Source organism: Ruegeria sp. YTSC192 (assembly GCF_059609705.1).
In genome coordinates this window covers 144,765-171,216 of sequence record NZ_JBXWMG010000011.1, presented here as the reverse complement: position 1 = coordinate 171,216, position 26,452 = coordinate 144,765, and the positions used below count along the sequence as shown (strand labels likewise).

Annotated in this window: 27 protein-coding genes and 1 tRNA gene; 17 read left to right on the top strand and 11 right to left on the bottom strand. The window is 59.2% G+C overall.

Features of this window, described 5'->3' with window-relative positions; translation table 11 throughout:
• Nucleotides 1-453: 453 nt before the first annotated feature.
• From AC2FD8_RS16060 to AC2FD8_RS16045, 4 genes are all read left to right on the top strand, one after another.
• The gene (locus AC2FD8_RS16060) at nt 454-1,203 is read left to right on the top strand and encodes a 5-oxoprolinase subunit B family protein (RefSeq protein ID WP_496857750.1); all 750 of its coding nucleotides are present in this window, start codon (nt 454-456) and stop codon (nt 1,201-1,203) included.
• Complete coding sequence (locus AC2FD8_RS16055; protein WP_496857748.1) at nt 1,200-2,198, top strand: 5-oxoprolinase subunit C family protein; 999 nt, start codon at nt 1,200-1,202, stop codon at nt 2,196-2,198. The genes AC2FD8_RS16060 and AC2FD8_RS16055 overlap by 4 nt, the downstream gene beginning before the upstream one ends.
• Before the next feature lie 12 nt (nt 2,199-2,210).
• Entirely contained in the window at nt 2,211-2,972 is a 762-nt protein-coding gene (locus AC2FD8_RS16050) for a LamB/YcsF family protein (protein ID WP_496857746.1), read from the top strand.
• Between the two features lie 158 nt (nt 2,973-3,130).
• Complete coding sequence (locus AC2FD8_RS16045; protein ID WP_496857745.1) at nt 3,131-4,378, top strand: hypothetical protein; 1,248 nt, start codon at nt 3,131-3,133, stop codon at nt 4,376-4,378.
• A 68-nt stretch (nt 4,379-4,446) separates the two neighbouring features.
• On the opposite strand, the gene AC2FD8_RS16040 is transcribed toward AC2FD8_RS16045, so the two are convergent.
• Nucleotides 4,447-5,838 carry a D-alanyl-D-alanine carboxypeptidase family protein gene (locus tag AC2FD8_RS16040; RefSeq protein ID WP_496857754.1) on the bottom strand — a complete coding sequence of 464 codons (1,392 nt, stop codon included), beginning with the start codon at nt 5,836-5,838 and terminating at the stop codon, nt 4,447-4,449.
• A gap of 280 nt (nt 5,839-6,118) precedes the next feature.
• A complete protein-coding gene (locus AC2FD8_RS16035) occupies nt 6,119-6,820 on the bottom strand; it encodes an HAD family hydrolase (RefSeq protein ID WP_496857743.1) in 702 nt (233 codons plus the stop codon).
• Nucleotides 6,821-6,913: 93 nt separating this feature from the next.
• On the opposite strand from AC2FD8_RS16035, the gene clpS reads away from it, so the two are divergent.
• From clpS to hemF, 4 genes are read left to right on the top strand one after another with little or no spacing between them, the layout of a single operon-like run.
• Nucleotides 6,914-7,255: an ATP-dependent Clp protease adapter ClpS gene (clpS, locus tag AC2FD8_RS16030; RefSeq protein WP_496857741.1), complete on the top strand. Its 342-nt coding sequence runs from the start codon at nt 6,914-6,916 to the stop codon at nt 7,253-7,255.
• A 27-nt stretch (nt 7,256-7,282) separates the two neighbouring features.
• Complete coding sequence (locus AC2FD8_RS16025; protein WP_496857739.1) at nt 7,283-8,248, top strand: class I SAM-dependent methyltransferase; 966 nt, start codon at nt 7,283-7,285, stop codon at nt 8,246-8,248.
• Nucleotides 8,249-8,283: 35 nt separating this feature from the next.
• Nucleotides 8,284-9,084 carry an SDR family NAD(P)-dependent oxidoreductase gene (locus AC2FD8_RS16020; RefSeq protein ID WP_496857737.1) on the top strand — a complete coding sequence of 267 codons (801 nt, stop codon included), beginning with the start codon at nt 8,284-8,286 and terminating at the stop codon, nt 9,082-9,084.
• A 2-nt stretch (nt 9,085-9,086) separates the two neighbouring features.
• On the top strand, nt 9,087-9,971 hold the full coding sequence (gene hemF, locus AC2FD8_RS16015; RefSeq protein WP_496857735.1) for an oxygen-dependent coproporphyrinogen oxidase: 885 nt from the start codon (nt 9,087-9,089) through the stop codon (nt 9,969-9,971).
• Nucleotides 9,972-9,974: 3 nt separating this feature from the next.
• Here the strand turns inward: hemF and AC2FD8_RS16010 are convergent, their stop codons facing one another.
• Complete coding sequence (locus tag AC2FD8_RS16010) at nt 9,975-10,382, bottom strand: hypothetical protein (protein WP_496857733.1); 408 nt, start codon at nt 10,380-10,382, stop codon at nt 9,975-9,977.
• Nucleotides 10,383-10,543: 161 nt separating this feature from the next.
• Here AC2FD8_RS16010 and AC2FD8_RS16005 point away from each other — a divergent pair, with 161 nt between their 5' ends.
• Nucleotides 10,544-11,056 (top strand): toxin-activating lysine-acyltransferase, encoded by a 513-nt coding sequence (locus tag AC2FD8_RS16005; protein WP_496857731.1) that lies wholly within the window; start codon nt 10,544-10,546, stop codon nt 11,054-11,056.
• A 1-nt stretch (nt 11,057) separates the two neighbouring features.
• On the top strand, nt 11,058-11,951 hold the full coding sequence (locus AC2FD8_RS16000) for a Hint domain-containing protein (RefSeq protein ID WP_496857729.1): 894 nt from the start codon (nt 11,058-11,060) through the stop codon (nt 11,949-11,951).
• A 2-nt stretch (nt 11,952-11,953) separates the two neighbouring features.
• Here AC2FD8_RS16000 and modC read toward each other — a convergent pair whose 3' ends face one another.
• From modC to modA, 3 genes are read right to left on the bottom strand one after another with little or no spacing between them, the layout of a single operon-like run.
• Nucleotides 11,954-13,054, bottom strand: a complete 1,101-nt coding sequence (modC, locus tag AC2FD8_RS15995; protein ID WP_496857727.1) for a molybdenum ABC transporter ATP-binding protein — start codon at nt 13,052-13,054, stop codon at nt 11,954-11,956.
• The gene (gene modB / locus AC2FD8_RS15990; RefSeq protein ID WP_496857725.1) at nt 13,051-13,743 is read right to left on the bottom strand and encodes a molybdate ABC transporter permease subunit; all 693 of its coding nucleotides are present in this window, start codon (nt 13,741-13,743) and stop codon (nt 13,051-13,053) included. The genes modC and modB overlap by 4 nt, the downstream gene beginning before the upstream one ends.
• A gap of 5 nt (nt 13,744-13,748) precedes the next feature.
• On the bottom strand, nt 13,749-14,528 hold the full coding sequence (gene modA / locus AC2FD8_RS15985) for a molybdate ABC transporter substrate-binding protein (protein WP_496857723.1): 780 nt from the start codon (nt 14,526-14,528) through the stop codon (nt 13,749-13,751).
• Nucleotides 14,529-14,742: 214 nt separating this feature from the next.
• Here modA and AC2FD8_RS15980 point away from each other — a divergent pair.
• A tRNA-Val gene (locus AC2FD8_RS15980) sits at nt 14,743-14,818 on the top strand.
• A 146-nt stretch (nt 14,819-14,964) separates the two neighbouring features.
• The gene (locus AC2FD8_RS15975; protein WP_496857722.1) at nt 14,965-15,963 is read left to right on the top strand and encodes a LacI family DNA-binding transcriptional regulator; all 999 of its coding nucleotides are present in this window, start codon (nt 14,965-14,967) and stop codon (nt 15,961-15,963) included.
• Here the strand turns inward: AC2FD8_RS15975 and AC2FD8_RS15970 are convergent, their stop codons facing one another.
• Complete coding sequence (locus AC2FD8_RS15970) at nt 15,964-17,097, bottom strand: Gfo/Idh/MocA family protein (protein WP_496857720.1); 1,134 nt, start codon at nt 17,095-17,097, stop codon at nt 15,964-15,966. It abuts the gene before it with no gap.
• A 38-nt stretch (nt 17,098-17,135) separates the two neighbouring features.
• Entirely contained in the window at nt 17,136-18,239 is a 1,104-nt protein-coding gene (locus AC2FD8_RS15965) for a Gfo/Idh/MocA family protein (protein WP_496857719.1), read from the bottom strand.
• A 113-nt stretch (nt 18,240-18,352) separates the two neighbouring features.
• On the opposite strand from AC2FD8_RS15965, the gene iolC reads away from it, so the two are divergent.
• The 5 genes from iolC to AC2FD8_RS15940 all read left to right on the top strand — a co-directional run bounded on the left by iolC (nt 18,353) and on the right by AC2FD8_RS15940 (nt 23,240).
• Entirely contained in the window at nt 18,353-19,333 is a 981-nt protein-coding gene (iolC, locus tag AC2FD8_RS15960) for a 5-dehydro-2-deoxygluconokinase (RefSeq protein ID WP_496857717.1), read from the top strand.
• A gap of 9 nt (nt 19,334-19,342) precedes the next feature.
• Complete coding sequence (locus AC2FD8_RS15955) at nt 19,343-20,179, top strand: 5-deoxy-glucuronate isomerase (RefSeq protein ID WP_496857715.1); 837 nt, start codon at nt 19,343-19,345, stop codon at nt 20,177-20,179.
• A complete protein-coding gene (locus AC2FD8_RS15950) occupies nt 20,176-21,015 on the top strand; it encodes a class II fructose-bisphosphate aldolase (RefSeq protein ID WP_496857713.1) in 840 nt (279 codons plus the stop codon). Before AC2FD8_RS15955 ends, AC2FD8_RS15950 begins: the two co-directional genes overlap by 4 nt.
• A gap of 440 nt (nt 21,016-21,455) precedes the next feature.
• Nucleotides 21,456-22,556, top strand: a complete 1,101-nt coding sequence (locus AC2FD8_RS15945) for a DUF3500 domain-containing protein (RefSeq protein ID WP_496857711.1) — start codon at nt 21,456-21,458, stop codon at nt 22,554-22,556.
• A gap of 141 nt (nt 22,557-22,697) precedes the next feature.
• Nucleotides 22,698-23,240 (top strand): cytochrome b, encoded by a 543-nt coding sequence (locus tag AC2FD8_RS15940; RefSeq protein ID WP_496857710.1) that lies wholly within the window; start codon nt 22,698-22,700, stop codon nt 23,238-23,240.
• Between the two features lie 415 nt (nt 23,241-23,655).
• Here the strand turns inward: AC2FD8_RS15940 and AC2FD8_RS15935 are convergent, their stop codons facing one another.
• From AC2FD8_RS15935 to AC2FD8_RS15925, 3 genes are read right to left on the bottom strand one after another with little or no spacing between them, the layout of a single operon-like run.
• The gene (locus AC2FD8_RS15935) at nt 23,656-24,414 is read right to left on the bottom strand and encodes an SDR family NAD(P)-dependent oxidoreductase (protein ID WP_496857708.1); all 759 of its coding nucleotides are present in this window, start codon (nt 24,412-24,414) and stop codon (nt 23,656-23,658) included.
• Nucleotides 24,411-25,217, bottom strand: a complete 807-nt coding sequence (gene iolB, locus AC2FD8_RS15930; protein WP_496857706.1) for a 5-deoxy-glucuronate isomerase — start codon at nt 25,215-25,217, stop codon at nt 24,411-24,413. Before iolB ends, AC2FD8_RS15935 begins: the two co-directional genes overlap by 4 nt.
• A 47-nt stretch (nt 25,218-25,264) precedes the next feature.
• Entirely contained in the window at nt 25,265-26,446 is a 1,182-nt protein-coding gene (locus AC2FD8_RS15925; protein WP_496857704.1) for a phytanoyl-CoA dioxygenase family protein, read from the bottom strand.
• Nucleotides 26,447-26,452: the final 6 nt, after the last annotated feature.

Sequence of the window (26,452 nt, the reverse complement as noted above, 5' to 3'; positions counted from 1 at the left end):
CGTCTCAACCGTCTCTCCGGCCCGTCCCACCGTCTCTCCAGTGCGTCTCCAGCGCCTCAGCAGCGCCGGTGAAGGGGGTTCTAAGGTTTAGCGCAGAAGGCCGCAAGCAGAAAATTACATATCGGCGTATTTTTTTGCGATATTCCATTTAAAGTTATAAAATCAAAAGGTTATCGAATGCCTTCCAGCGCCAAAACAGCCAGATGCAGGCGGGTTATCCAAGGAACACTATAGCCCGACCGGAACCCCACAATGGCAAACCACAACATCTTGGGCCAAGTTAGCCCATGGCTACTATAAACCCGACTCGCGCCCGCGAGTCGAATCCGGTGACAGGCTTCAGAAGCTCCGTTTTGCGAGTCGGCGGGGATCACTCTTTCCTCTACTTGCGCATTTCATTGGGATGCGGTCTGGTTCCCGAATGACAAGACACGATCCAATCTCGGCCCACCTATGACTGAAGGTCTTTCCTACCCTTTGGTGCGCACCGTCGGGCTTGACGGTGCTTTGGTGACATTTGCAGACAAGATGGATGAGGCCGCAAACCGGGCGGCCTTGGCGTTTCGGGCGCAGGTGGACAGCTTAGCGCTGCACGGGCTTATCGAGACAACGGCCTCCCTGGGGTCTGCATATGTGCGCTTTGACCCTCAGGTGGTTTCGCATCTTGAGATCACAAGTCACCTGCAGCAGATCCTGAACCAGCAAGACTGGTATAGTGCCCCTCTGCCAAGCGGACGAAGACTGTGGCGGGTGCCAACTGTATATGGCACAGACCTTGCCCCACAGCTGGAGGATGCCGCGCGTGTTGCTGGGCTGGACCCGGCCGAGGCTATCCGGCGGCTTAGCCAGACACAAGTGCAGGTGCTGACCATCGGTTTTGCGCCAGGGCAACCCTATCTCGGGCCGCTGGGACCCGAGTTCAACATACCGCGCCTGCAGGAGCTGACACCCGTGGTGCCCGAGGGCGCTCTCGTTCTGGCTATCTCACAGTTTGTGCTGTTCTCCGGCCCGACCCCGACCGGGTGGCGGCATGTTGGTCAAACGGCATTTCGCTGCTTTCAGCCTGAGAAGGATCAAGCATTTACCCTGCGACCCGGTGATGAACTTCAGTTCACCTCTGTCTCGCGCGATGAGTTTGAGGCAATCCGCGCCAATAATGACGACGGCCTCGGCGGCGCAACCTGTCAGGAGATCGCCTCATGACTCTGATGGTTCATCGCATTGGTCCAGCTTGTACGGTTCAGGATCAGGGGCGCACCGGTTACTTGGATCAGGGACTGTCCCGTTCCGGCGCGGCGGATACTCTGGCGTTGCATGAAGGCGCAGCTTTGCTGGGCCAAAGCCCCGATCTGGCCGCGCTGGAAATGGCCGGCATGGGTGGCGCGTTCGAGGCGACGCAACGCACAAGGATCGCCCTGACCGGTGCCACGATGCAGGCGAGCATCGACGGTTCCCCAATCGTCTGGAATGCATCCCACGTTCTTGAGCAAGGGCAAACGCTGACAATCGGTGCGACCGTGCAGGGCAACTATGGCTACCTGCATTTGGAAGGCGGCATTGAGGCCGAACCGTTCCTCGGCTCGCGCGCGACACATCTGACAGCCAAGATCGGCCGCGCCGTAGCGGTGGGCGATGTGTTGCCCGCTGCTAAGAACGCGGGCGATGGCAGGATGAAGCTGTCCCCCTCGGGTCGGTTCAATGGCGGCACCCTTCGCGTCGTCGCAAGCTTTCAAACCGCGTTATTCGATGATGAAACGCTGGGTCGCTTTGCGCAGACAGAGTTCACGCGCAGCGCGCGGGCCAACCGGATGGGGATGCAGCTGGAAAGCGACGGCCCCGGTTTTGCAGCGAAAGATCAGCTCAATATCCTGTCCGAGGTGATAACGCCCGGTGATATTCAGATGACCGGCACCGGCAATCCCTTCATTCTGCTGCCCGAATGCCAGACAACTGGAGGCTACCCCCGAATTGCAACCGTCTTGCCCTGCGACATGTCCAGGGCTACCCAGACCCCGGCGGGCGGCACGGTCCGGTTTGAATTCGTGACGTTGGAACAGGCAGTAGCGATTGATGCCGCGTTTCGCGCGGACCTTGCGCGCCTTCCGGGCCGTGTGGAACCTCTGGTCCGCGACCCTCATGACATCCCGAACCTGTTGTCCTACCAATTGATCAGCGGAGTGATCTCTGCCACCGACTAAGGAGACTACCTGATGCCACGCGTGGATCTGAACGCCGATATGGGCGAGAGCTTTGGCCCCTGGAAAATGGGCGATGACGAAAGCCTGCTGAAGATAATAACATCCGCCAATATCGCCTGCGGGTTTCATGCAGGTGACTGGGACGTGATGGCCACGACCATGAAACTGGCCGCTGAGAATGATGTGGGCATAGGGGCGCATCCCGGCTTTCCTGACCTACAGGGATTCGGGCGGCGCAATATGAAAGTGCCCCATGGCAGCCTGCGCAATCTGGTGCGCTATCAGCTGGGCGCGGCTTTGGGTATGGCCGCAGCCACTGGCACAAAGGTGCGGCATCTGAAACTGCACGGCGCTTTGGCCAATATGTGTTCGGTCGACCTCGACATGGCGCGCGCCTGTTACCAAGGTGCGCTGGATGTCGATCCGGATATCATCATCATGGTACTGGCGGTCACCAAGCAGGAAGACGCCGTACGAGAGCTTGGCTGCAAATGGGTGGGCGAGATCTTCGCCGACCGGGCCTACAATGACGATGGCACTTTGGTGGATCGCAGCCTGCCCGGCGCGGTGATCCACGACCCCGAACTTGCTGGCCCGCGCATTCTGAACATGGTGCGCGAAGGGGCCATCATAGCCGAATCCGGCAAACGGCTGGAGACGTCCATCGACACGATCTGCCTGCATGGGGACGGCCCGACTGCCGTACAGATCGCCCGGTCGGTCCGGGAAAATCTGATCGAGGGCGGGGTCGAGGTGACAAAGTTCACCCGATAGACATCGGCCCGTAATCCGGGGCCCCTATCCTATGGCTGTTGCCTGAATTCGGTTGAGCGCATAGCATGCCCGCAAGTGCATGTTCTGAATACCGTATTTCGAGAAACGCTATTGGCTGGCCCTGCGTTCGCCGCCAGATGCCCGGCAAGGAGGCGCACATGTCTTTCGATCTGATGTCTTACAAACCCCGAGGTGACAAAAAGAACTCGGACTTCTTTCACGAATACCTGCCAATGATCTACGAGCGCAGGACCAGCTCGGGCGTCGCGGATCAGGTCGGGCCGATGCGTGCGATCGTCATCCAGGTCGAATCCACGGCACTGTTCGATACGATGGTCGAGCTTTATGTGATGACGCCCTACCGCCACTCGGCCAGCTATCTGGGAAAGACACACAAGTTCGCGGTCCTGCATTCGCATCCTGACTATCCGGCGCTGATCCTGATGGCCCCGCTGAGCGACAGTTTCGAGGACTTCATCCCGCGCATCAATCGGATGTACCCGCTGGCCCGCCCGACGCCGCAAACGCGGTACGTGGGGGAGGTCTTTGCCGCCTGCGATCTGAAAGAGCTTAGTAAAACACTCGAAGGGCAGAACATCCGGTTTGAATATGCAGGTGATACGGAAAACCCGTTCTACACGCTGGATGGCTTTCGCTTTACCACGCCGTCGGATTTCACCTGCAACCGCGTTGGCTATTCCACACTGGATTTCAACGACCCCGACAGTCTGGGCCTCGGCGACCGCGTTTTGCTGAGCGATACCGAGCAAGCTCGATTGGGAGAGGCTGCAACCTTCGGCACGGAATCGAACATCGCGCCGCTGATGCTGGGGATCGACCACCTTGCCACGCGGGTTCTGGCGGGCGAGCGGGAAGATGCGATCCTCGAGTTTCTGACGATGGTGCCCTATTACTTCTGGGGGGCGTACAACATCTTCGACATGAACTCGTCCACCAATGTGAATCGAAACGCCAATGTGGATGACGACAAGAAATCCCCGGCCAAGGTGTTTACGGCAAACAACACGCCTTCTTTCGTGAACTCATTTGCCAAGCTTCCAATGCCGACCGAGGATTTTGTGCGCAATTTCGGCCGCCGCCTACATCACATGGCGATCGAGATTCAGGATGGCGACCATGGCGCGGGCGAAAAGAACGTGGATTTCGTGGTCAATACGCTCAAGGACAAGGGCGTGCCGTTCCTGGCCCATGTGGTGGGCGAATGCAAAGACGACCCAAACCTGAAACAGATCTTTTCAAAGCACTCAAAGAACACTCTGCTGATCACCGAGTACATCGAACGGTGTCATCACTACGACGGGTTCTTCACCAAGGACAACGTCGCCGCACTGACTGCTGCCGCCGGGCAGGATGAGCAATACGAACACGGCCATGTGTTCGATTGACCTGAGCGCAAAAAAAAGGGCTGCGAGGTTTCGCAGCCCAGACCCATCAGGAGAGTATATGTCGGGTCTTATGACGGCCCGATCATGAAACAGGTAACATTGCGCGCCTGAAGGCGTCGGCAAGCCAGATCGGCCTGTTCGCGGGTCATGCCCTGAAACGTGGCCTCGAACCCTTTTGAGCTTTGACTGACCTTGCGCAGCGTACCGTCCAGCGCTGTCATCTCGGACAGAGCGGTTTTCAGCAGCACTTTCTCGGCCTCATAGCGGGTGGTGTAGCGGCCCACATTCACGCCCCACAGATGCCCGCCTGAGGTGGACAGCCGCGTGACGACCTCTTGTTCCGGCTCCGGCTGCGTGGCCGGTTGGGTCGAGGCCAGCACCAGATTTTCGGGCCGCAAGGCCGGACGTGTATCCGAGCTTTCGACCGGAGGCGCGGTGGGCGCGATATCTGCCTGCGCGATGGCAGCGGCAATCCCGTCCTGGATGCGGTCGCGGTTTTCATCGGCGGCGTCAACAACAGCGCTTGCAACCTGCGACGCCGCTGTCGGACGCATCGCCGGGCGCAGGCTGGTTTTGGGCGCGCCGGTCAAACGCGCCACTTGCGTGCCGCCAAGGCCGGTATTGCCCGCATAGGCCGGGCGTGCAGGCCGACGGATCGGGGCGCGCGACGGGGCGCGGCGGAACCCAAGATCCAGCAGCTCAGCCACTTTAGCGTTCCGCGATGCCCCCGATTTGCCACCAAAAACCGTTGCGATAATACGTTCATCCTTGCGCTTGGCCGAGGCCACAAGGTTGAACCCGGCTGCGCGGGTATAGCCTGTCTTGATCCCATCCGCGCCTTTGTAGGCGGCCAGCAATCGACGGTTCGTGTTGGGAACCGTCTTGATCCCGGCATTGGTCGATTGACGCGAGAACAAGTTGTAGTACTGCGGGTAATCATACAGCAGATGCCGCCCCAGCGTGGTCATGTCACGCGCGGTCGACATATGCCCCGATTCCGTCAGGCCATGCGCGTTCTTGAAGGTCGTGCGGCTCATCCCCATTGCCTTGGCGGTGCGCGTCATACGGCGGGCAAATGCGGCCTCGGACCCGCTGATCGCAATTCCGATGGCGGTTGCGGCATCATTGGCCGATTTCACCGCCGCTGCGCGGATCAGATAGCGAAACGCAATCGTCTGGCCCGAACGCAGGCCCAGCTTCGACGGAGGTTCAGCCGCTGCCGCCCGCGTGATGCGAACCTGCGTATCCAGCGTGATCTCTCCGTTCCGAACCGCTTCGAACGCGATATAGAGGGTCATCATCTTGGTCAGCGAGGCCGGATGCAGGCGCGTGTCGGCGTTGCGCGAATGCAAAACCTCGCCCGTTCGCGCGTCGATCACCATCGCCGCGTACGGTGCGGCCAAGGCCTTGAGCGGTGCAAAGGAAAGCACCATCATCAACGCTGTGAGGAATACGCCCATCCGGGCCGGGATTGTCCACCGACTCTGCACGATCTTTGCCTCTGTCTGCCTCGTTCCGCCGGGTTTTCCCGGTCGGATGAAATTTATTGATTATCACTAAGGCTAACACAGGACCCCGGCAAAATAAACCAAAAGCTGGGGTTTTCCCGGCATCGTGAGGGGCACGAACACCTTCTATATATAGGCGAAGCACCTAGATCGACCTACCAGATGAGCGATGATGACGGGAACAAGGCAAAGGTTGCGCGGTTTTTTCCGGAACTGCGGCCGAACAGCAACATCAGCCTAGGGCGCACACCAGATCCGAAAGCTCGCCAAGATCCGACAGTTCCCGGAATCGGGGATGATCAGACGGCGTTTCGGCATGCTCGACCTCCCACACCAGACCGTGCGGGACATGAACGCCCCAGCACCCGGCGGTAATCGGCGCCACCACATCCGACCGCATCGAGTTGCCCACCATCATCGCGCGCGACGGCCCCTCGCCATGCTGTTCGAAGATCGTCCGATAGGTCTCGGCAGTCTTTTCCGAGACGATCTCGACCCCGTCGAACAAATCCCCCAACCCCGATTGCGCCAGCTTACGCTCCTGATCGATCAGGTCGCCCTTGGTGATCAGAATAACGCGATGGGTCTCGGCCACGCCCTCAATCGCCTCGCGCGCATGGGGTAGAAGTTCGATGGGATGGGCCAGCATCTCTTGCCCTGCGTCGATCAACTGGCGGATGACCGAGGCCGGAACGCGGTCTTCGGTCACCTCGATCGCCGTTTCGATCATCGACAGGACAAACCCTTTGATTCCATAGCCATAATGCTGGATATTCCGCTTTTCGGCGGCCAAAAGACGCTCCATCAGGTGGTCGCGTTCGGCGTGGTCTGCCAGCAATTGGGCGAAATGGGCCTGTGTCAGCTGAAAGAACCGCTCGTTATGCCAAAGCGTATCATCCGCATCAAAGGCGATCGTGGTCAGTTTATTGTCCATGCCGAAAGGGTTCGCTGCCTCTTTATTCTGACAGCGTCAACGTTATATAAGCCCTCAGATAAACCCAATGCCTGAATCGGACAGTTGCGCGCGATGCTGGAAAACCCATGGATGATGTCTGACAAACCGGATGACGACAGCGACTCGTCCATCCTGCTGCAGACGCGACCCAAAACCAAGCGCCCCCCGCTGTATAAGGTGTTGTTGCTCAACGATGACTACACCCCGATGGAATTTGTCGTTCACGTGTTGGAGCGCTTTTTCGGCATGACCCACGCAGAGGCGTTCGAGATCATGCTGACCGTGCATAAGAAAGGCGTCGCGGTGGTGGGTGTGTTCAGCCACGAGATTGCCGAGACCAAAGTCGGTCAAGTGATGGATTTCGCGCGTCGACATCAGCATCCGCTGCAATGCACGATGGAACGCGAAGAATAACACAGGCCGGGTTGCCCGGAATTTATCATGTCCCCTCGTCTTGATCTTGCCCTGAACAGCGGTTTGACCCTGTCGCAACCGCTGGTCGTGATCGGCCCGACCCCCGAAGAGGATCTGTCAGCCTTGCCGCGCGAGGCACAGGTGATCCAGCCGTTCAAACCTTTCCACGATCATTTCGCTGCTCAGGGCTTTGCCACCAAACCCATACTTGCCGCCGCTTGCAGCGATGCGTTGGTGTTCCTGCCGCGCGCCAAGGCGCTGGCCCGGTCGCTGGTGCAGCAGGCGTGCAGCCATGCCAGCGGGACAATCGTTGTTGACGGCGCCAAAACCAACGGCGTCGACAGCATTCTGAAAGACATCCGCAAGCGCGTTGCCGTCGACGGCCCTATTTCCAAGGCCCATGGCAAGATCTTCTGGTTTCAGGCCGACGCCGAGGCCTTCGCCGATTGGGCCGCCCCCGCAAACCAAAGCGTGGATGGTTACGTGACCGCTCCGGGTGTGTTTTCCGCCGATGGGATCGACCCGGCCTCGGCCCTTCTGACACAGTCCTTGCCGGACAAGATCGGCCCCCGTGTGGCTGATCTGGGCGCAGGTTGGGGGTATCTGTCGGCTGGTCTTTTAAAGAACGAGCGCCTCAAGTCCCTGCATCTGGTTGAGGCCGATCACATCGCGCTGACATGTGCGCGAACAAACGTGGCCGATGCGCGTGCTCAGTTTCACTGGGCGGATGCGGTGACCTGGACCGCGCCCGAGCCTATCGACACCATTGTCATGAACCCGCCCTTTCACACATTGCGCAGTGCCGATCCGGCGCTGGGGCAAGGCTTCATCAAGTCCGCCGCGAAGAACCTGACCCGCAATGGCACCCTGTGGATGGTTGCCAACCGCCACCTGCCCTATGAAGCGACACTGGCGGAATCCTTCGCCCAGGTTCAGGAAGTGGCCGGTGACAACCGGTTCAAGGTGTTCCAAGCCTCTCGCCCCCGGGCCTAAGCCCGGCTAACCTGCCCCAAATCAGGAGGATTCGGATGTCCTTTTCCATAGCTGGCAAGACAGCGATCGTAACCGGCGGAGCCAACGGGATTGGGTTGGCCATCGGGCGGCATTTTGCAGATGCCGGGGCCAATGTCGTCTTTGCTGATATGGATGAAAAGCGACTGGTTGAAGAACTGGGCGAGCAAGGCGATGAAAGCAATATTCGCTATTTCGCTGGTGACCTGCGCGAAAAACTGACCATCGCCAACCTGCTGTCGGCCACGCTGGATGCGTTCGATCAGGTCGACATTCTGATCAACGGCGCGCGTCAGGTGATCCCGTCCGATGCGCTGGATCCCGATGACGACTCGGTCCGGACATTGCTGAATCAGAACCTGATGCCCGCCTTGCGCCTCAGCCAATTGGTGGCCAAGCGGATGATCAAGCAATCCGGTGATGAGGCGGAAAACCCGGCCGGGTCTATCATCAACCTGTCCTCGATTGCGGCACGGCGCACCCATCCGGACCTGATGGCCTATTCCGTGTCCACCGCCGCGCTGGACCAGATGACCCGCTCGCTTGCCGTGGCACTGGCCCCCAACCGCATCCGCGTGAATTCAATCGCGCTGGGATCGGTCATGAGCGCATCTCTGCAATCAACGCTGAAAGAGAACCGCGATTTCCGCGACGATATCGAAAAACACACCCCTCTGGCCCGGATCGCGGCCCCAACCGAACTGACGGAAACAGCGCAGTTTCTGGCCTCGGACGCGGCAGGGTTCATTACTGGCCAGATCCTGACAATTGACGGCGGCCGCACCTTGCTGGACCCCGTCGCAGCCCCGGCGCACTGACCATGTTTGATTCCGAGAAGACCACTGCCTCAGCCTGGTTTCGCCAATTGCGCGACGATATCGTTGCTGCTTTTGAAGCGCTGGAGGACAGCCACGACAACGGCCCCTATTCCGACGCAACCCCCGGACGGTTCGAAGTAAAAGAAACCAAACGCCAGTCCGAGGACGGCTCGGACGCGGGCGGCGGGCTTATGTCGGTGATGCGGGGCGGTCGCGTGTTCGAGAAGGTCGGTGTCAATGTCTCGACCGTTTACGGCACGTTGGGCGAACGCGCACAACAGGCCATGGCTGCACGCAAGGGTATTCCCGGCATGACCGAGGACCCTCGGTTCTGGGCCTCAGGCATTTCGCTGGTGGCCCATATGCAAAACCCGCATGTCCCCGCCGTTCATATGAACACGCGGATGTTCTGGACACCGCACGCCTGGTGGTTTGGCGGCGGGTCGGACCTGAACCCCTGCATAGAATATGACGACGATACTGCCCATTTCCACGCGACCCAGAAGGCACATCTGGATCCGCACGGGCCGGGCCACTACCCGCGCCTGAAGGACTGGGCGGATGAGTACTTCTACATCCCCCACCGCAAGCGCGCGCGCGGCGTTGGTGGTATTTTCATGGATGACTACTGCACCGATGATTGGCAGGCGGATTTCGCCTTGACGCAGGATATCGGCAAAGCCTTCCTGCCCGCCTTCCTGCCGCTGGTCCAAAAGCGCCGGGTTCAAAGCTTTTCAGACGCGGACAAAGACACCCAACTGGTGCATCGGGGCCTCTATGCCGAGTACAATCTTGTCTATGACCGCGGCACCAAGTTCGGGCTTGAGACAGGTCACGATCCGGACGCGGTGCTGATGAGCCTGCCCCCCATGGCGAAATGGGTCTGAGGCTCAGAACCCAAAATCCATGAAGTTGTCAAAGCAATAGGCCTGCGCCGAGGTCGCGGACATATTCTCTCCGACCTTTCTGACCGTGATAGAATAGCCCGGATCGGTATCCGCGCCCGGAGGTGGTGTCAGTGAGAATTGCACTGTGCGCACGCCCGGCTCATAGGCGCGATAGATATATATTCGCGTCGGACCGGGTACGCCCAGCGTGCGTATCGCGAAATCGCCGATCCCACACCAGTAGTTCACTGGCGCCGATGATCCGATGGCCTTGACCTCATAGATGCCGCCTTCCAGCGGCGTGATCTGGGTCCGGTTTTGCGGCCCCACACGGACACCGAAGCCGACAGCCTGTGCAAGCTGGGGTGCTAAAATTAACGCCGAGGCTGCAATGATTTTGGCAACACGCATCATCTGAACATCCTGAAATAAACTCTGTATCGTCAGACTAACACAATTGAGGGTTGGGTCGAGAGGGGCATGGCGCCAAGACACAAACACATCAAAATATTAATATGCAACTGGCCTACCGAAGCGTATCATCATGATGTCTATCGCAAATCTGGTGTCATGTGAGCCAAACATTTCCAAAAGACTGGTTTGATCTCTCACCCGAAAAATACGCCGATTTCGGGGCGATGTTCTATTTGGCGGGCCTGACCCCAACGCATCAGAAACGTAGTTTGGCGCAGGTTCTCTATGCGTTTGAAACGCCGTTGCGGCTGGGACAATACCACATTTTCCGCCAGAACGGCTTTCCCCGAGGGTTCGTAACCTTTGCCGGCCTCAGCCTTGAGGCTGAGAATAGATACGCCATTCAGGAAAAGCCCCTGAAAGATGCGGATTTCACCAGCGGGTCCTCGTTCTGGATCGTCGATCTGGTTGCGCCGTTCGGGCAAACCAATGAAATTGTCGACATTCTCAAGGCAGAAATACCACACCCCCGCGTCCGAACGAACCGTCTGGTTGGTGACTTGGGCCAGAACCGGATCGTAGAATGGAGCCGGGATGCCACGGGCGAGGTCCATATGAAGCTCTATCGCAAGAAGGATTTCAAACGCCTGCTGGAACAAGGCGAGGGCTAGCATGGTCTCGGTTCCAGTCACGGGTGATTTGACAGGGGATGTAACGGGCAAACCGCCGAACGTGGCCACCGGTCAGGTCATTCTTGGCGACACTCCGGGAACGTTCGACGTCAACAATTGGGAAATCGCGACCCCTCCGGCGAATGGGGCAGCCACGATAGACGCGGATACCGGCGAATGGGAATATGAGGTCGATCCCGCCTTTTTTGAAAGCCTCGACTTCAACGATATCGTAACCGACACGTTTATCATCCAGGGATCCGATGGGATTTTCTTTGGTCAGGCGACAATCACTATTTCGATTCAAGGCGTTTGCTTTACCGCCGGGACCCTGATCGAAACCAAAACCGGACCAGAGGTCGCTGAGGCCCTGACAGTCGGCGATCTGGTCCGGACCAAAGATCACGGCCTGCAGCCCATCCGGTGGATCGAGGCCAGCCCGATCCCGCCCGAGCGATTGCGTCGTGACCCTGATCTGCGGCCCGTGCGTATCCTACGCGGCAGCCTTGGGCCAGACATACCCTCACGCGATCTTCTGGTGTCGCAGCAACATCGCGTTCTGATTCAGGGGCCGAAAGTCGAGCTGCTGTTTGGCGCCGCCGAGGTTCTGGTCGCCGCAAAACACCTGTGTTCGTGGCCGGGTATTTTCATCGACACCTCAGACCAGCCGGTCGAATATCTGCATATCCTGCTGGATCAGCATGAGATTCTGACTGCCGAAGGCGCATTGGCGGAAAGCCTGTTTCTGGGTGACGAAGCGCTGCATTCCCTGTCCTCGGAAGGGCTGCAGGAGCTGGCCTCGATCTTTCCCGACCGCACCCCGAATAAATCCACCGGCTTCGGACGCGCTGCTCGCATGATCCTGCGCGAGCATGAGGCCCGCGCCTTGGCTTGACTCTAACCTGTCGGGCCGATTCGCCCGCCCACATCCTGCGGCGCCAATGCAACCGTCTTGATCACCGCATAGCATCGCACGCCCGGTTGCAAACCAAGCCCCGCGACGGAACGGCGGGTGATCCGCGCCAGAACGATACCTGCCGGCGTATTCATCGAGATGATCGCACCGGGCCCGTCCCCGGCCCGGATGGTCTCGACCGTGCCCGCCAGAACGTTCAGGGCAGAAAGCCCCACCGGAGGCTGGTTGGACAGGATCACCTCTTGCGCGGGGATACGAATGCGAAGCTCTGCCCCGATCTGATGCGGGATACGCGGCAGAAACAGCGACTCTCCACCCGCGTCCAACTCGGTCAAACCGTCCTCGTGATGGGCCCGAACACGCACCTGTAGCACCGCGCCAACCGCGCGCACGCCCGCAGGCGTCACGGACGGATCGGCCAACACCTCAGAGGCCGGACCATGGCGTGCCACCTTGCCATCCTGCAGTGCAACAACTGAGGTCGCCAACCGCGCGACCTCGGCCGCGGAATGTGTGACATAGAGGATTGGAACTGAAACCTCATCCCGCAGACGCTCGAAGTAAGGCAGGATCTCGGCCTTGCGGCCTTCGTCCAGCGCGGCCAGAGGCTCATCGGCCAGAATCAGGCGTGGACTGGCCAGCAAGGCACGCCCGATGGCAACCCGCTGCTTTTCGCCCCCGGACAAACCAGCCGGGCGACGATCCAGCAAATGACCGATGCCCAGCATCTCGATCACCTTGTCAGGGTCCTCGCGTTTTGCGGATCGCGGCGCAAACCAGCGCCCGAAAGACAGGTTCTGGCGCACGGTCAGATGCGGAAAAAGGCGCCCTTCCTGAAAGATATAGCCCAGCCTGCGTTTATGCGGTGGCAACCAGCGCCCGGTGTCCGTGTCGAACAGGACCCAATCATCCACAGCTACGCGCCCGGCCTCGGGTCGCAACAGACCGGCCACGGCATTCACAACCGTTGTCTTGCCCGACCCCGAGCGCCCGAACAGAACCGTCACACCCGGCGGAGCCTCAAAGCTGAGGTCCAGATCGAGCCCCGCAAGGCTGTGGCGCAGGCGAACGGATAGATTCATGACCCGGCCACTCGTGCCGCCGCGCGGCGTCCGACATATTCCGACAGCAGCAAAGCCCCCATCGCGATGATGATCGAAATGACGACCAACCGGGTCGCCGCCGCCTCACCCCCCGGCACCTGCAGGAAGGCGTAGACAGCCGATGGCAGCGTCTGAGTCTGGCCCGGAATGTTCGAAACAAAGGTAATGGTGGCTCCGAATTCACCCATCGCCTTTGCAAAGGCCAGAATGGCCCCCGCGATGATCCCCGGCAGGATCATCGGCAACGTCACCGTCGCAAACACCCAGGGGCGCGAAGCCCCCAGCGTGGCCCCCGCCTGTTCAAGCCGAGGGTCAACGGCCTCGATCGACAGACGGATGGCCCGCACCATCAAAGGGAACGCCATGATCCCCGCCGCCATTGCAGCGCCCGTCCATCGGAAGGCAACGACGATCCCGAACTCGGCCAGAATGCGCCCGATAGGGCCCTGAATGCCAAAGGTCAGCAACAACAGATAGCCGGTAACCACAGGTGGCAGGATCAGGGGCAAATGCACCAGACCATTCAACAGCTGTCGCCCCGGAAAGCGCCAGCGCGCCAGGGCGTAGGCCACGAATATCCCAAGCGGCAAAGTCGCCAGCGTTGCCCAAAACGACACCCGAAGGGACAGTTTCAGCGCCTCAATCTCGGCAGGGCCCAACCAGTCCATAAGGCTCACCGTTCGGGCAGAGAGAACCCCTGCCCCTTGAACACATGTGACGCGAATTCGCTTTGGAGAAAGGTCAGAAAATCCTGCGCCTCTGGCTTGGCAAAGGACGTCTCGGCGACCGGATAGATGATGGGTGGGTGGCTGTCCTCTGGGAAGCTGCCAACAACACCAACCCGCGCGTCAGCCTGAGCGTCCGTCCGGTAGACAATGCCCATCGGTGCCGCCCCTGTCGCGACCAAAGCCAGTGCCGCGCGTACATTGTCGGTTTGGGCAACCTGCTGCTGCACTGCATCCCATTGGCCAAGGCTCTGCAACGCGGCCTTGCCGTAGATCCCTGCTGGGACGGCATCGACCAACGCGATGGCAAGAAAGCCGCCCTCTAGCTGCTGGGCTACATCATAGGTCGCCGAAACTTCACCAATATGCGTCTGCGGCGCGGCTCCGATCAGCACCAACCCATTGCCCAAGAGGGCAACTCGGGTTTCGGGCTTGATCACGCCATCTTGCTGCAGCACATCCATCCAGTCCTCATTGGCAGAAATGAACAGATCAGCCGGAGCGCCCTGCTGCAACTGACGCGCCAGAACCGAGGACGCGGCATAGGAAATCGTGACATCCTGACCGGTTTCACGCTGATACGCGGTCGAAACCTCATCCAGTGCCGTCTTCAGACTGGCCGCCGCAAACACCAAAACTCCTTCTGCCCCGGCCCGAAGCGGAGCCAGCACAAGCACGCCAAGCACAAGCGCTGCCACAAGAAAACGGCGAGGGGAGTGTCGGGCCATATCCTCTCCGGCCTGAGGGGTTTCGGTCCCTTCCCGAGATATCGGAGGCAACAGGCCCCGCGCAAGCGCCTTTCCGTCTTCGCCTTCAATCTCGCGGGCAGTGATGCCTTTAGCGGTACAGGTGACCGTTGCCGACCCGGTTCCAGAAGAAAGCTAAGAAATTCGCGCAAACCCTCTTGCACCCGCCCTCAGGCTTGGCTACATGCACCGTCACGGGTGATTAGCTCAGTTGGTAGAGCGCTTCGTTTACACCGAAGATGTCGGGAGTTCGAGTCTCTCATCACCCACCATCCACTTTTTGAATGGCACGTCACCTGCAAAGACAACACCGGGGCGTTGTTGCAACCGGTTGCAGCACTGCGGTCTTAGTGCATAATGCTGGAACCATGACAATACCTAGCGCCAGCTCCGACCAATTGCCCGCAAGGCACCTGCCATGAGCGTCACCCTAAAAGATGTCGCGGCGCTGGCGGGTGTGTCTCGATCAGCCGTTTCGCGCACCTTTACCGAAGGGGCTTCGGTCTCGGCCAAAACCCGCAGCAAAGTGGAAAAAGCCGCGAAAGAGCTGGGGTATAGCCCCAATGCGCTGGCTTCTTCGCTGACAACGGGGCGGACCAAGCTGATCGGGTTGATCTCGAACAACTTTCACAACCCGATCTTTCTTGAGGTATTCGACCAGTTCACACGCGCCCTGCAGGAACGCGGGCTGCGTCCTTTGATCGTGAACCTGACCGATGAGACCCAGCCCGCCAATTCCGTCCGCATGTTGCGGCAATACTCGGTCGATGCGGTCATCGTCGCCTCATCGACTTTGCCACCCAGCTTTGCCAAGGCATTCCACGATGCCGGGGTTCCGGTGGTTCATACATTTGGTCGCTCCGCCACCTCGCCCGAGGTGCATGTCGTCGGGATCGACAACGTGGAATGCGGACGTATGGCTGCGCGAGAACTGGTGGCGCGTGGATACACACGCGTCGGGTATCTGGGGGGGCCGAAGGATGCGACCTCGGCCATGGACCGTTATCGCGGGTTCATCGAGGAAACCGCGCAATATGCGAACCTCGAGGTGTCCTATTCTTTCGCTCAGAATTACTCGTTCGATGCCGGGCGGACCGAGATGCTGCGGCTGTTGGACGAAACCCCAGCCGAGGGGTATTTCTGCGGCGATGACATCCTATCGATTGGCGCGCTGTCGGCCCTCAAGGATCATGGGCTGACACCGGGGCGTGACATCGGCATCATCGGCCTGAACGATATGGAAATGGCCCGTTGGGAAAGCGTCGACCTGACTACCATTCACCAGCCGATCAAACAGATCATCAACGCATCGGTGGATCTGGTCGAGGAGATGCTGAAAGAGCCTCAGAGATACCCTGAGGCCCGTATCTTCCCCTGTCGGGTAATCGAGAGGGGCACGCTGCGCCCCCGACCGTGATTACCGGAACATTGGCGGACGCGCGTCTTTCCAAGCGCCGTCCTCTTTGCCCGACGCGACAGCAGCATGAACGGCAGCGATCGAACGCACACCGTCTGAGGCGCCGGGCAGACCGTCGCGGACCTCACCCCGGATTGCATCGGCCAGATCGCAATAGATATTGGCTACGGCCAGCGGGAAGCCCTCGGGGTGGGCGATGGCCACGCGCGACAGTCGTTGCACTTCGTCATGCAGACCACCTTCGCCCTTTTCGATGATCTGGGTGCGCCCTCCGACTGGGGTGTAGATCAATTGGTTGGGCTGCTCGGACGCCCAGCGCAAACCGCCGGTTTCGCCAAACACCTGAATGTCGAACCCGTGTTGCCGCCCAATCGCCACAGACGACGTCCAAAGACGCCCAACCGTGCCGCCTTCGGTGCGGAAATTGATCATCGCGTCATCCTCCAGCTCGCGGCTGGAAATGGTCGAGGCCATATCGGCGGACAGGGATTTCACCTGATCATCACAGATAAAACTGGCCATATGCAGCGCATGAATGCCGCAATCCGCGAATTGGCCCGAGACACCCGCCATCGCCGGGTCATAGCGCCAGCGGACCCGAGGGTTATCGGCATCCGTCGCATCGCCATGATGACCGTGGCTGAAATTGGTCACCACCAACCGCACCTTTCCGATCTCTCCTGCCCGCACCATGGCGCGCGCCTGCCGGATCATCGGATAGGCGGAATAGCAGTAGTTCACAGCGCAGATCTTGCCCGAGGCCTCGGCCACGCGCACGATCTCTTCGCCTTCTTCGACCGTCATGGTCATGGGCTTTTCGCACAGGACGTTGAAGCCAGCCTCAAGAAACGCTTTGGCGATTTCGAAATGGGTCGAGTTTGGTGTGGCAATCGTGACCAGATCAATCCTGTCGGGGCGGTCCTTTTCGCCTGCCAGCATGTCCTGCCAGCTGCCATAGGCGCGCTCGGCGTTGATGCCCAACCGCTGAGCGTATTCGCGGCCCACCTCGGGCCGGTGATCCAGGGCGCCCGCAGCGAAGTCGAACATCCCGTCCGCTTGCGCACCCAACCGATGGGCAGGTCCGATCTGACTGCCTTCGCCGCCACCAATCATGCCCCATTTCAGCTTTGCCATGGTCTTTGTCTCTCTTCAATTTTTCCGAGCTTGAGCGATCAGAAATCGCTGATATCTTTCCACTGGCGCTGGTCTGATGAGGCCAGCGCAGCCGCCAGCACCCGGTTGACCTCATGCCCGTCGCGGAAGGTGGGCCAGATCGGTTTGCCGGTGTGAATGGCCTGCAGGAAATCCTTGGCCTCGATGATGATCTGGTCCTGATAGCCGGTTCCGTGGCCGGGGCCCTGACAGAAGGGTTCATAATCCGGATGGGCGGGGCCGGTCAGGATCTTGGTGAACCCGCGCTGCCCTTCTGGCCCTTCTCGGCGATAGAGCCAGAGGGCATTCTGATCCTCTTGATCAAACCGGATTGCGCCCTTGGTGCCTGATATCTCATAGGCATAGCCCATCTTGCGTCCCGTCGCGACGCGGCTGAAATAGAGGTTACCCATCACGCCGTTTTCAAAGCGGCACATCATCTGGGCGTGATCGTCATTCGTGACCACTCCGCCCGGGCGCGTGCGGTGAACAGTTTCGACATCGGCCATGACCTGCGAAATTGGGCCGATCAGTGCCAACGCGCCGTTCACCATATGCGGGGCCAGATCTCCGATTGTGCCGTTGGCTTTGCCGGTCGTACGCCACGTGGCGGGGGCGTCTGGATCGGCAAAGAAATCCTCGGTATGCTCACCGCGAAACCAGGTGATGTCGCCGATCTCACCATCGGCTATCAGTTTGCGTGCATATTGGCTGGCAGGGGTGCGGATATAGTTGAAACCCACCATGTTGACGACGCCGGCAGCCTCGGCCGCGCGCGTCATGGCCTGACTGTCCTCCAGTGACGCGCCCAGAGGTTTCTCACACAGGACCGGCTTGCCCAAGGCAAAGGCTGCCTCGGCGATTTGGCGGTGCGTTTCCTGAGGCGACGCGATGACGATTGCGTCCACCGTCGGGTCCTCAACCAGAGCGCGCCAATCGTCGGTCGCACGTAGGAACCCATAGGCTGCGCGGTATCGTTCAGCACTTTCAGGGGACGAGGCGCAAATCACCTCAAGCCGCGGACGCAGAGCAGTGTTGAACACGGCACCCACGGCGGACATGGCAACAGAATGCGCCTTGCCCATATAGCCGCCACCAACAATTCCAATTCCGATTTCAGGCATCTGTCGCGGCTCCGAACATACTATTTGCAACCGGTTGCAAAATCAGTATCGTGTGAATCGATTCAACGCAAGGTCCAAACTTTGCCGACGACGTTACGCCGGAGGAACATCACGTGAGCGCTTTGATCGAGGGCATCAAAGGAAATCGGTTTGCGGTTTTCGGCCGTGCCGGAATGGATATGTATGCCGATCCGATCGGTGTCAAAAGCGAGGATGCCGACACGTTCCATGCCGATCTGGGCGGGTCCTCGGCCAATATTTGCGCGGGTCTGGTCAAGCTCGGCAGTCAGGCATCATTGGTTACGTCGGTCTCGGACGATGCAGTTGGCCGATTCTGTCTGAACCGCCTGCGGCACTACGGTGTCGACACCTCTTACATCCGCGTTGTCGGCGGTGAGTTCCGCATGTCTCTGGCAATCTATGAAAGCCGGATCGAGAATTTTCAGAACGTCATCTACCGAAACGGAGCGGTCGATTTCCAAGTCACCGAAGAGGATATGGACCGGATCGACTATGGGGCATTCTCAGCCGTGATATCCGCCGGAACTGTCTTTGCGGCGGAACCGTCACGCAGCGCCACGTTTCGGGCTTTTGACAATGCCCGCGCCGCAGGGTTGCCGGTGATTTTCGATATCGACTATCGCCCTTACAGCTGGCCGTCGCCCGAAGTGGCGGCCGATGTCCTGTCCCGGGCCGGAGAGGCCAGCGATCTGATTGTCGGCAATGACGAGGAATTCGGCTTTATGGCTGGCGGCATCGAAAAAGGGTTCGCAAAGGCCAAAGAATTGGCCGAAAAGCCGGGCCGCATCGTTATATACAAGATGGGTGAAAAAGGTGCCGTCACGATGATGAACGGTCAGGAGATTCACACCGGCATCTACCCGGTTACGGCAGTCAAACCCAACGGAGCGGGGGACAGCTTTATGGCAGGTTTGCTGGCCTCGGTCGCCGCTGGTCATTCGCTGCAAGAGGCCGTCATGCGGGGGTCCGCCTGCGCTTCAATTGTTGTGGCACAACCCGGATGCGCCCCGGCCATGCCCACAACGCCCCAGCTGGATGCGTTTCTGGCCGACCACCCCGGCCCGACCAAATAGGAGGCCCCCATGCATATCGCGCCCCATGACAACCAGAACAAAGCCATCGTCGATGTCGATGACTCGCTGGTTCCGCTGAACTATTTCAACATCGTCAAGCTCAAGCGCGGCCAGGCATTCGAATACCAGGTGCCGGGTTATGAGACCTGCGTCGCCCCGGCCACCGGCTCTGTGGATGTAGACGTCGAAGGCGTGCAATTCGCCAAATTGGGCAACCGGGGCGAGGACGTGTGGGATGGCGAGCCAGAGGGCGTCTATGTCCCGGTTGGTGCCAAAACGCAGCTGGTCTGCGTGTCGGAAGAGGCCGAGGTTTTCATCGCCGGGGCCAAGTTTGACAAGGTTCTGGACCCCTTCGATGTGCGCGAGCATGACCTTGTGCAATACGGCAGCGACGACACCAAAACGCACCGCAAGATCAAACATATCCTGGGTCAAAAACAACAGGACAAGGTTGGCCGCCTGCTGGTGAGTGAACTGTTCACTGTTGGTCAGGGTGGCTGGTCCGGCTTCCCGAGCCACAAACACGACACCAACCGCCTGCCGGATGAGACGCGCCACGACGAGACCTATAACTTCCGCTTCAAACCCAACTGGGGCTCGGGCCTGCAGATGCTGCAGCGCGAAGACAACGAACCGGGGGATGCCTATCACATCGTCGATGGCTCAACCGTTTGTATCGACAAAGGCTATCATCCCTGCTGCGTGCTGCCAGGTTATGAGATGTATTATTTCACAATCCTCGGCGGGCTGACGCAGCGCTCGCTGGTGCAATATTTCCAACCCACCCATGCCTATCAGGTCGAGACGATTCCGGGCATCAAAGACATGATCGCGAAGTTCAAATGACCCTCGTCACCCTGAAAGACGTCCTGCAACCTGCTTATGAACAGGGCTATGCCGTCGGCGGTCTGGTAACCCTCGGCTGGGAAGACATGCGCGCCTACGTAGCCGCCGCCGAAGCCGAAAATGCGCCCGTTATCCTGCAGGCCGGGCCCAGCTGTCGCGAGCATACGCCCCTGCCCATCCTTGGCAAAATGTTCCGCCATCTGGCCGAGGGGGCCTCGGTCCCCGTGGTCGCACATCTGGACCATGGTTACACGTATGAGGACTGCAAGATCGCGCTGGACAGTGGCTTTACGTCGCTGATGTTCGACGGGTCGCGCAAACCGTTGCAGCAGAATATCGACGAGACCGCCGCGATTGCCGAAATGGCCCATTCGGCGGGGATTTCCTGTGAAGGTGAGATCGGGTTCGTCGGGTATTCCGGCGGCGAAGGCTCGAACGGGACCGATCCTGAGGAAGCCGCGCAATTCGCCCGTGAAACCGGCGTGGATGCCATGGCGATCTCGGTTGGCAATGTCCACCTGCAACAGAACAAGGAAGGCGGTCTCGACGAAGACCGGATCGCCCGGATCGACGCGCTGACCGAGGTTCCGCTGGTGATACACGGAGGCTCGGGCGTGCCGGTCGAGCAGCGCACGCGCTTGGCCAAAGGCACCTCGATCTGCAAATTCAACATCGGGACCGAGCTGCGCATGGCGTTCGGCAACGCCCTACGCGACGCTGTGAACAGCGACCCCGAACGCTTCGACCGCGTGACCATCCTGAAAGAGACCCACGACCCGGTCGAGGCCGCCGCCCGCACCGTGATCCGCGCCTTTGGGGCACCGCGTCAGAGATAGCTAGACCGGGATTTAGTGGCTAGGTGTGTTAACCTTGCGACTAGATAGATGGTCTTTCTCAGGCAGCGTTTGTGTATCCAGGGGTAGAACGGTCCTTCGGCCAGCGCGCGGCGAAGGAGGAAACAGAGCCCAGTATTTCCAATGCTGCGCAACGCACCAACGTCCGCTTTGTAGTGGAGCCGCAAAAAGTCGACAGCCACAGGTGGTTCGGCCGTAGGCTTGTGCTCAGAAGTTTTTCAGTGGTCTAAGCTTACCGTGGCTGCAGTCGAATTCGATCATTTTGGCCAGTTGGTCCTGCCATGAGGTGCCCAACTGATGAAACGCGGTTGGTGCGTCTCGTGCTGGGCTCTGCTGGTGAATGATTTCTTTGAAATTTGACCGACGGAAAACCCAAACTCTTACGTTTGAGTAGCAGTGAATATAATCGATCGGAGTTAGATATGATCGAAGCCCTGAGGCTCGTCAATGCTATTGGGACCGCCATTTTGCTGAGCAGTACGGCGCTGACCGCCCAGCAAATTGGAGACGGAGACGGCTCTCCAGATTTTACACCAGATCCGCTGGAGATCTCCATTCAGCCGAATTTTCCGGATAAACCGACTGACGACCAGACCGCGCTTATTGTGGATGCTGCTGAAGCCCTTATTGCGACTTTGGACAATGCACAACGCGAGGCAGTGTCTTTTGGGTTTGACGACAACGCCCAACGTCCGAACTGGTCGAACCTTCCTGATGGGCTCTACAAACGCGCAGGTGTCAAACGTGGCGACATGACGGACACCCAACTTGCTGCGCTCGATGATTTGCTGAAAGCTCTGCTGAGCGAAGAAGGATTCGACAATGTACATCACCAGATGGCGGCAGATGGAAATCTGACAACCGGCCCGTTCATCTATGGACCTGGCAGCTATTACATCAATTTCCTTGGCACCCCTTCTGAAACACAGCCTTGGATGGTTCAGTTCGGCGGCCACCATCTGGCAATCAACGCAACGGTCTATGGTTCTGACGTCGAGTTTTCCCCGATGCTGACTGGGGGTGAGCCTTTGCGGATCACTTTCGAAGACGAAGAGGTCTATATCGCCTCAAGTGAAACGCGTGCCGCTGAAGCCTTCATGCAAAGCCTCGACGCTGACCAGGTCGCCAAGACAGTTGTTTCGGGCGAACGTCTCGAAATTCTGCTTGGCCCGGGAGCCTTCGGGACAGTTCTCGTTCCAGAAGGAATCCGTGGCTCTGACCTTACTGAGGCGCAAAAAACTTTACTTCTGGAAGTGATCGGCGCACGGGTCGGTTTCATCAACTCCAACGACGCCAAGACCGTTATGGATCGCGCAACGGCAGAACTTGACGATACCTATTTTGGCTGGTGGGGACCGCAAGGCATTTTGGGTTCGGCATACTTCCGGATCACAGCCCCTTCACTTGTGATGGAATACGCTCCGGACGTCATCGGTAAAGGCACCGACCATACTGACCATGCGCATAGCTCGTTCCGCAATCCAAAGAACGACTATGCGGTTGAATGGATATCGACCAAGTGATGCGTTTCCTGTTAGCAGCCTTCAACAGGTGGCAATGTTGGGGACAGCGCCCAAGGCGTCGGCCATTCCCACACGATGTATCGCAATCCGACCATGGAATATGGTCAATAAAGCCTAGTCATCAGAATAGGGAACCAAGCAGTGTCAGCTAGAAAGCTCTCACATTCAGAAATCGCACTCCACTGGATCGTCGGCCTCGGGATGATCGCGCTTATCGCGGTGGGCATGTATATGTCACGGGCCGAAGTCTACTCGCTTTATTCTATTCATAAGTCTGTCGGGATTTTGCTTTTCGCCGTAATCCTGTGGCGTGCTGTAAATCGCCTTCGGCTAGGCTGGCCGGACAATGTCAGCAAAGGCGCTGCATGGGAGCATGGGCTGGCCCGCGTCATTCATTGGGTTCTAATCATCGGCACGATTGTCATGCCGATTTCAGGGATGATGGATGCTTACATGGCCGGGCGCGGCCTGTCGGTTTTTGGCCTTGAGCTGGTGGCGGCCAATATGGGGGGTGACGGCAAGTCCGTGGCGATCAATAAGGCGATGAGCGAAACAGGTTCAGCCATTCATGGCATCGTCGGCAAAGTGTTGATCGCAGCTATCGTGTTGCACATTGCGGGTGCGCTGAAACACCACCTGCTTGATCGTGACGGCACACTCCAGAGAATGCTTGGCCGTACATGACATTCAGTTTTCGGTTTGAAGCGGATATTGCTGCATCGCTTTTCGAAGTCCTTATCTAAGACTTTTTGATGCGGGCCGATGCGTAGAAGTTGTGCGGGGCGGGATGGCCGGCGTTGACAAATCTGACAAGGTGGAAGCCGGGGGACGCTGGCGCTGTGCTATGGGGAAAGCACTGGCTTCTGCCGCTGATATCGATTTGAGTTCCACAGCGTTTGGCAGGTTTGGCCGCTCAGATGGAGGGCCTTTGGCGTGCCGTTGGTGGCCATTGTGGGTTTGAATGACAGCTTTCTGCGATCTGCGTTCTGGTGCCAAATGATCTGCCAAGAGGTCAATCTGGTACTCCATCAAGATTTCAGGCGACAGAAGATCTACTGATTGGCTGGCGCCTAGTGGTCAGGCGATGTGGCGAACTTAACTAGATCGAGCCGCCCTCGACCATGAAATTGCCGGCGCTGCACATGGCGGCGTCGTCCGAGGCCAGAAAAACCACCATCCGCGCCACATAGACCGGGTCGATCGGGTCCGGCAGACATTGGCGGTCAACCTGTTTCGCCAGTGCCTCGGGCGTGACCCACAGGTCTTTCTGGCGCTGGGTCATGATCCAACCGGGTACAACAGTGTTCACGCGAATCCGGTGATCCCCCAGCTCGCGCGCCATGGTCCGGGTGAGGCCATGAACCGCGGATTTGGCGGTGGCATAGGCGGGGAAACCTGCGCCGGCCTCCCACCAGGAATTTGACCCCAGATTGACGACGGAGCCCGCGCCCCGTTCAATCATCGCGGGGGCAACCGCCTGAATGGCAAAGAACATATGGCGGATATTGGTCGCCATGCGTTCATCCCAATAATCCGCGGTGACCTCGCGCCAGTCATGTCGGTCATCTTGCGCCGCGTTGTTGACCAGAACTTGCGCAGGGCCCAGTTCCTCGGTCAGTTGGTCCAGCGCATCGCGCATCGCATCGATATCGCGCAGATCGCATTGGGCAAAGGCGTGCTCGCCTTCGAGTTCTGCCAACAGCTCATGGCCCGCATCCGCGTTGAGGTCCAGAAACCCCACCTTGGCCCCCTGAGCGGCAAAGGCCCGAGCTGTTTCCGCTCCGATCCCGCCAGCCCCGCCGGTTATGAAAACGGTCTTGCCGTTCAAACTGGGATAGGTGGCAAATTCTGGGGTCATCCGTCACGTTCCATGATCCATTCGACCTCAGGGGCCGCAACAAAGCGCCATTTCCGCAAAGGTCCGGCCATGACGTTCAAGTAATACATCTCAAACCCGTAAGGCGCGCCGCAAGGGTGGTGGCCGCGCGGAACGGTCACAACATCGCCATCTGAGACCGCCATCGTCTCATCCAGCTGGCCGTCATCAGTATAGACGCGCTGAATCCCGAACCCGTTGGCCGGGTTGAGGCGATGGTAATAGGTTTCTTCGAGATAGGTGATACGCGGGAAGTCATCCTCATCATGGCGGTGACTGGGGTACGAGGACCAATGGCCGTTCGGGGTGAACACCTCGGTCACCAACAGGCTGTCGGCGTAGTCTTCATTCTCCATCGCAATATTATTGATATGGCGCGTGTTCACGCCCTTGCCGCGCTGGGTCAGAGTAATGCCGTCCGGCCCAATCCGCCGGGCCTGATGCCCCCCAATACCGGGGGCCGAGCAGACGGCGATGACGCAATCGGTTTCGGCCACGGCTTCCCACTCGGTACCGTTGGGCAAATAGAGGCAATGAGGCGGTGTTTTCTCGAACACATTCATCCGGTCGCCCAAAACACCCCAATCCTGCCCGGCGCCGGTGATCTTCGCCTTGCCCTCGACCATGACCAGAATGACCTCACGATCCCCAGTGACCTCGGCCGCCGTGTCGCCCGCGCGCAGGTGGTAGAGGCCGAACCCAACATAGCGCCATCCGGCACTGGCCGGAGTGATATCGTGGACCTTGCCACGGGTGCCGAATGGTTTCTTGAGCAAATCTGCCATGTTGATCTCCGGTATTGGGCGGCCTGCGCGACCGCCCGGTTCTTATTTCAGGCGGATTGCCGTGTGGTCAGTGCCGAAAGCGCGGCCGTTAGCTGCGCCTCAGACCACCCCTCGGCCACAGCGCGTCGCAGGATATCCGCCTGACTGTCCGGCGCATTCCCTCCGACCGGAGGGTCCGTGTCCAGATTGGTCGGGAAGGGATAGCCTTCGGCGGTGGCGGCGATCGCGGCCTCCAGCTGCGTCGCGGTCAGGTCGCCCCGTTGTTTCAAGGCGACGAGCGATGGAAACACCGCCTCGGACATCGCGCGGCGATCCACGGCCTCCATCGCCCGACCAAAGGCCGAGGACACCTGCAGCAGGTTTGCCATGCGATGAATGTCTGTACTGCGGTTTTCGCCCGCCGCATGGAACAGCGCAGGGTTGAAGAACACGGCATCCCCTTTTTGCAAAGGCAGCTGCACGTAGTTCTCTTCGAAATGCGCGCGGTGATCCGTGTCGTGGAAGGCAAGATATCCGGGCGCATAAAGCTGCGAGAACGGAAGCAGCTTGGTTGGGCCGGACTCTACCGGCATATCGCAATGCGCTACAGCGCCCTGCAATGTCAGAGCCGCCGTCAGAAAATGCGCGTGCGCGGGATAGCGTGCTGCGCTGTCTGCCGTCTGAAACCCAAGATGATAGTCACGATGTGCTTGCTGTGCCTGCCCGCCGGGACGCACCTGGTTGATCTGCGCCGTGACCTGATAGTTCGGGCCAAGCCAAGCCTCACACGCGGCGGCAATCGAGGTGTTTCCGAAATAGAGCGCAAAACCCTCCGGGTCGTGCAGGCACTGTTTCTGCAACGCGTTCCAGATCCGGTCATTGGCACCAGAGGCCGCAAAGTGGTCGCCCTCACCCCCGCCACCCTGACGTTCGTCTTCGATGATCTGGCGGAACACGTCAGTGGCCCGGTCGATCACACTCGAATCCTCATACGCATGTTTCAAGGCGATGACGCCTGCGGATTTGGCGAGCACCCAAGCCCATTCGGCCAGCAAAGCCTGCCGCTTGTCTGCGCGCCCTAGAACCGGACGCAAAGCCTGCATGTCATAGACGGGGATATTGTTTTCCACGGACGCAGCAAACGGCACCGCGTCCGCCGAAAGGGCCTGTGAGGTCAACACCTTGAATTCATCCAGATCACAGGACTCCCGGTCAAAATAGCCGACATATCCGAGGTCTTGATTTACCATGACATT

Bases quoted from the DNA above. Each gene is read 5' to 3' on its own strand.
- AC2FD8_RS15965 (WP_496857719.1), bottom strand. From the start codon at position 18,239: ATGCCTGAAATCGGAATTGGAATTGTTGGTGGCGGCTATATGGGCAAG.
- AC2FD8_RS15970 (WP_496857720.1), bottom strand. From the start codon at position 17,097: ATGGCAAAGCTGAAATGGGGCATGATTGGTGGCGGCGAAGGCAGTCAG.
- AC2FD8_RS16010 (WP_496857733.1), bottom strand. From the start codon at position 10,382: ATGCGTGTTGCCAAAATCATTGCAGCCTCGGCGTTAATTTTAGCACCC.
- AC2FD8_RS15950 (WP_496857713.1), top strand. From the start codon at position 20,176: ATGACCCTCGTCACCCTGAAAGACGTCCTGCAACCTGCTTATGAACAG.
- AC2FD8_RS16035 (WP_496857743.1), bottom strand. From the start codon at position 6,820: ATGGACAATAAACTGACCACGATCGCCTTTGATGCGGATGATACGCTT.
- AC2FD8_RS15945 (WP_496857711.1), top strand. From the start codon at position 21,456: ATGATCGAAGCCCTGAGGCTCGTCAATGCTATTGGGACCGCCATTTTG.
- AC2FD8_RS16055 (WP_496857748.1), top strand. From the start codon at position 1,200: ATGACTCTGATGGTTCATCGCATTGGTCCAGCTTGTACGGTTCAGGAT.
- AC2FD8_RS15935 (WP_496857708.1), bottom strand. From the start codon at position 24,414: ATGACCCCAGAATTTGCCACCTATCCCAGTTTGAACGGCAAGACCGTT.
- AC2FD8_RS16020 (WP_496857737.1), top strand. From the start codon at position 8,284: ATGTCCTTTTCCATAGCTGGCAAGACAGCGATCGTAACCGGCGGAGCC.
- modB (WP_496857725.1), bottom strand. From the start codon at position 13,743: ATGGACTGGTTGGGCCCTGCCGAGATTGAGGCGCTGAAACTGTCCCTT.
- AC2FD8_RS15925 (WP_496857704.1), bottom strand. From the start codon at position 26,446: ATGGTAAATCAAGACCTCGGATATGTCGGCTATTTTGACCGGGAGTCC.
- modC (WP_496857727.1), bottom strand. From the start codon at position 13,054: ATGAATCTATCCGTTCGCCTGCGCCACAGCCTTGCGGGGCTCGATCTG.
- modA (WP_496857723.1), bottom strand. From the start codon at position 14,528: ATGGCCCGACACTCCCCTCGCCGTTTTCTTGTGGCAGCGCTTGTGCTT.
- AC2FD8_RS16050 (WP_496857746.1), top strand. From the start codon at position 2,211: ATGCCACGCGTGGATCTGAACGCCGATATGGGCGAGAGCTTTGGCCCC.
- hemF (WP_496857735.1), top strand. From the start codon at position 9,087: ATGTTTGATTCCGAGAAGACCACTGCCTCAGCCTGGTTTCGCCAATTG.
- clpS (WP_496857741.1), top strand. From the start codon at position 6,914: ATGCTGGAAAACCCATGGATGATGTCTGACAAACCGGATGACGACAGC.
- AC2FD8_RS16045 (WP_496857745.1), top strand. From the start codon at position 3,131: ATGTCTTTCGATCTGATGTCTTACAAACCCCGAGGTGACAAAAAGAAC.
- AC2FD8_RS15955 (WP_496857715.1), top strand. From the start codon at position 19,343: ATGCATATCGCGCCCCATGACAACCAGAACAAAGCCATCGTCGATGTC.
- AC2FD8_RS15975 (WP_496857722.1), top strand. From the start codon at position 14,965: ATGAGCGTCACCCTAAAAGATGTCGCGGCGCTGGCGGGTGTGTCTCGA.
- AC2FD8_RS16025 (WP_496857739.1), top strand. From the start codon at position 7,283: ATGTCCCCTCGTCTTGATCTTGCCCTGAACAGCGGTTTGACCCTGTCG.
- AC2FD8_RS16000 (WP_496857729.1), top strand. From the start codon at position 11,058: ATGGTCTCGGTTCCAGTCACGGGTGATTTGACAGGGGATGTAACGGGC.
- AC2FD8_RS16060 (WP_496857750.1), top strand. From the start codon at position 454: ATGACTGAAGGTCTTTCCTACCCTTTGGTGCGCACCGTCGGGCTTGAC.
- AC2FD8_RS16040 (WP_496857754.1), bottom strand. From the start codon at position 5,838: ATGGGCGTATTCCTCACAGCGTTGATGATGGTGCTTTCCTTTGCACCG.
- iolB (WP_496857706.1), bottom strand. From the start codon at position 25,217: ATGGCAGATTTGCTCAAGAAACCATTCGGCACCCGTGGCAAGGTCCAC.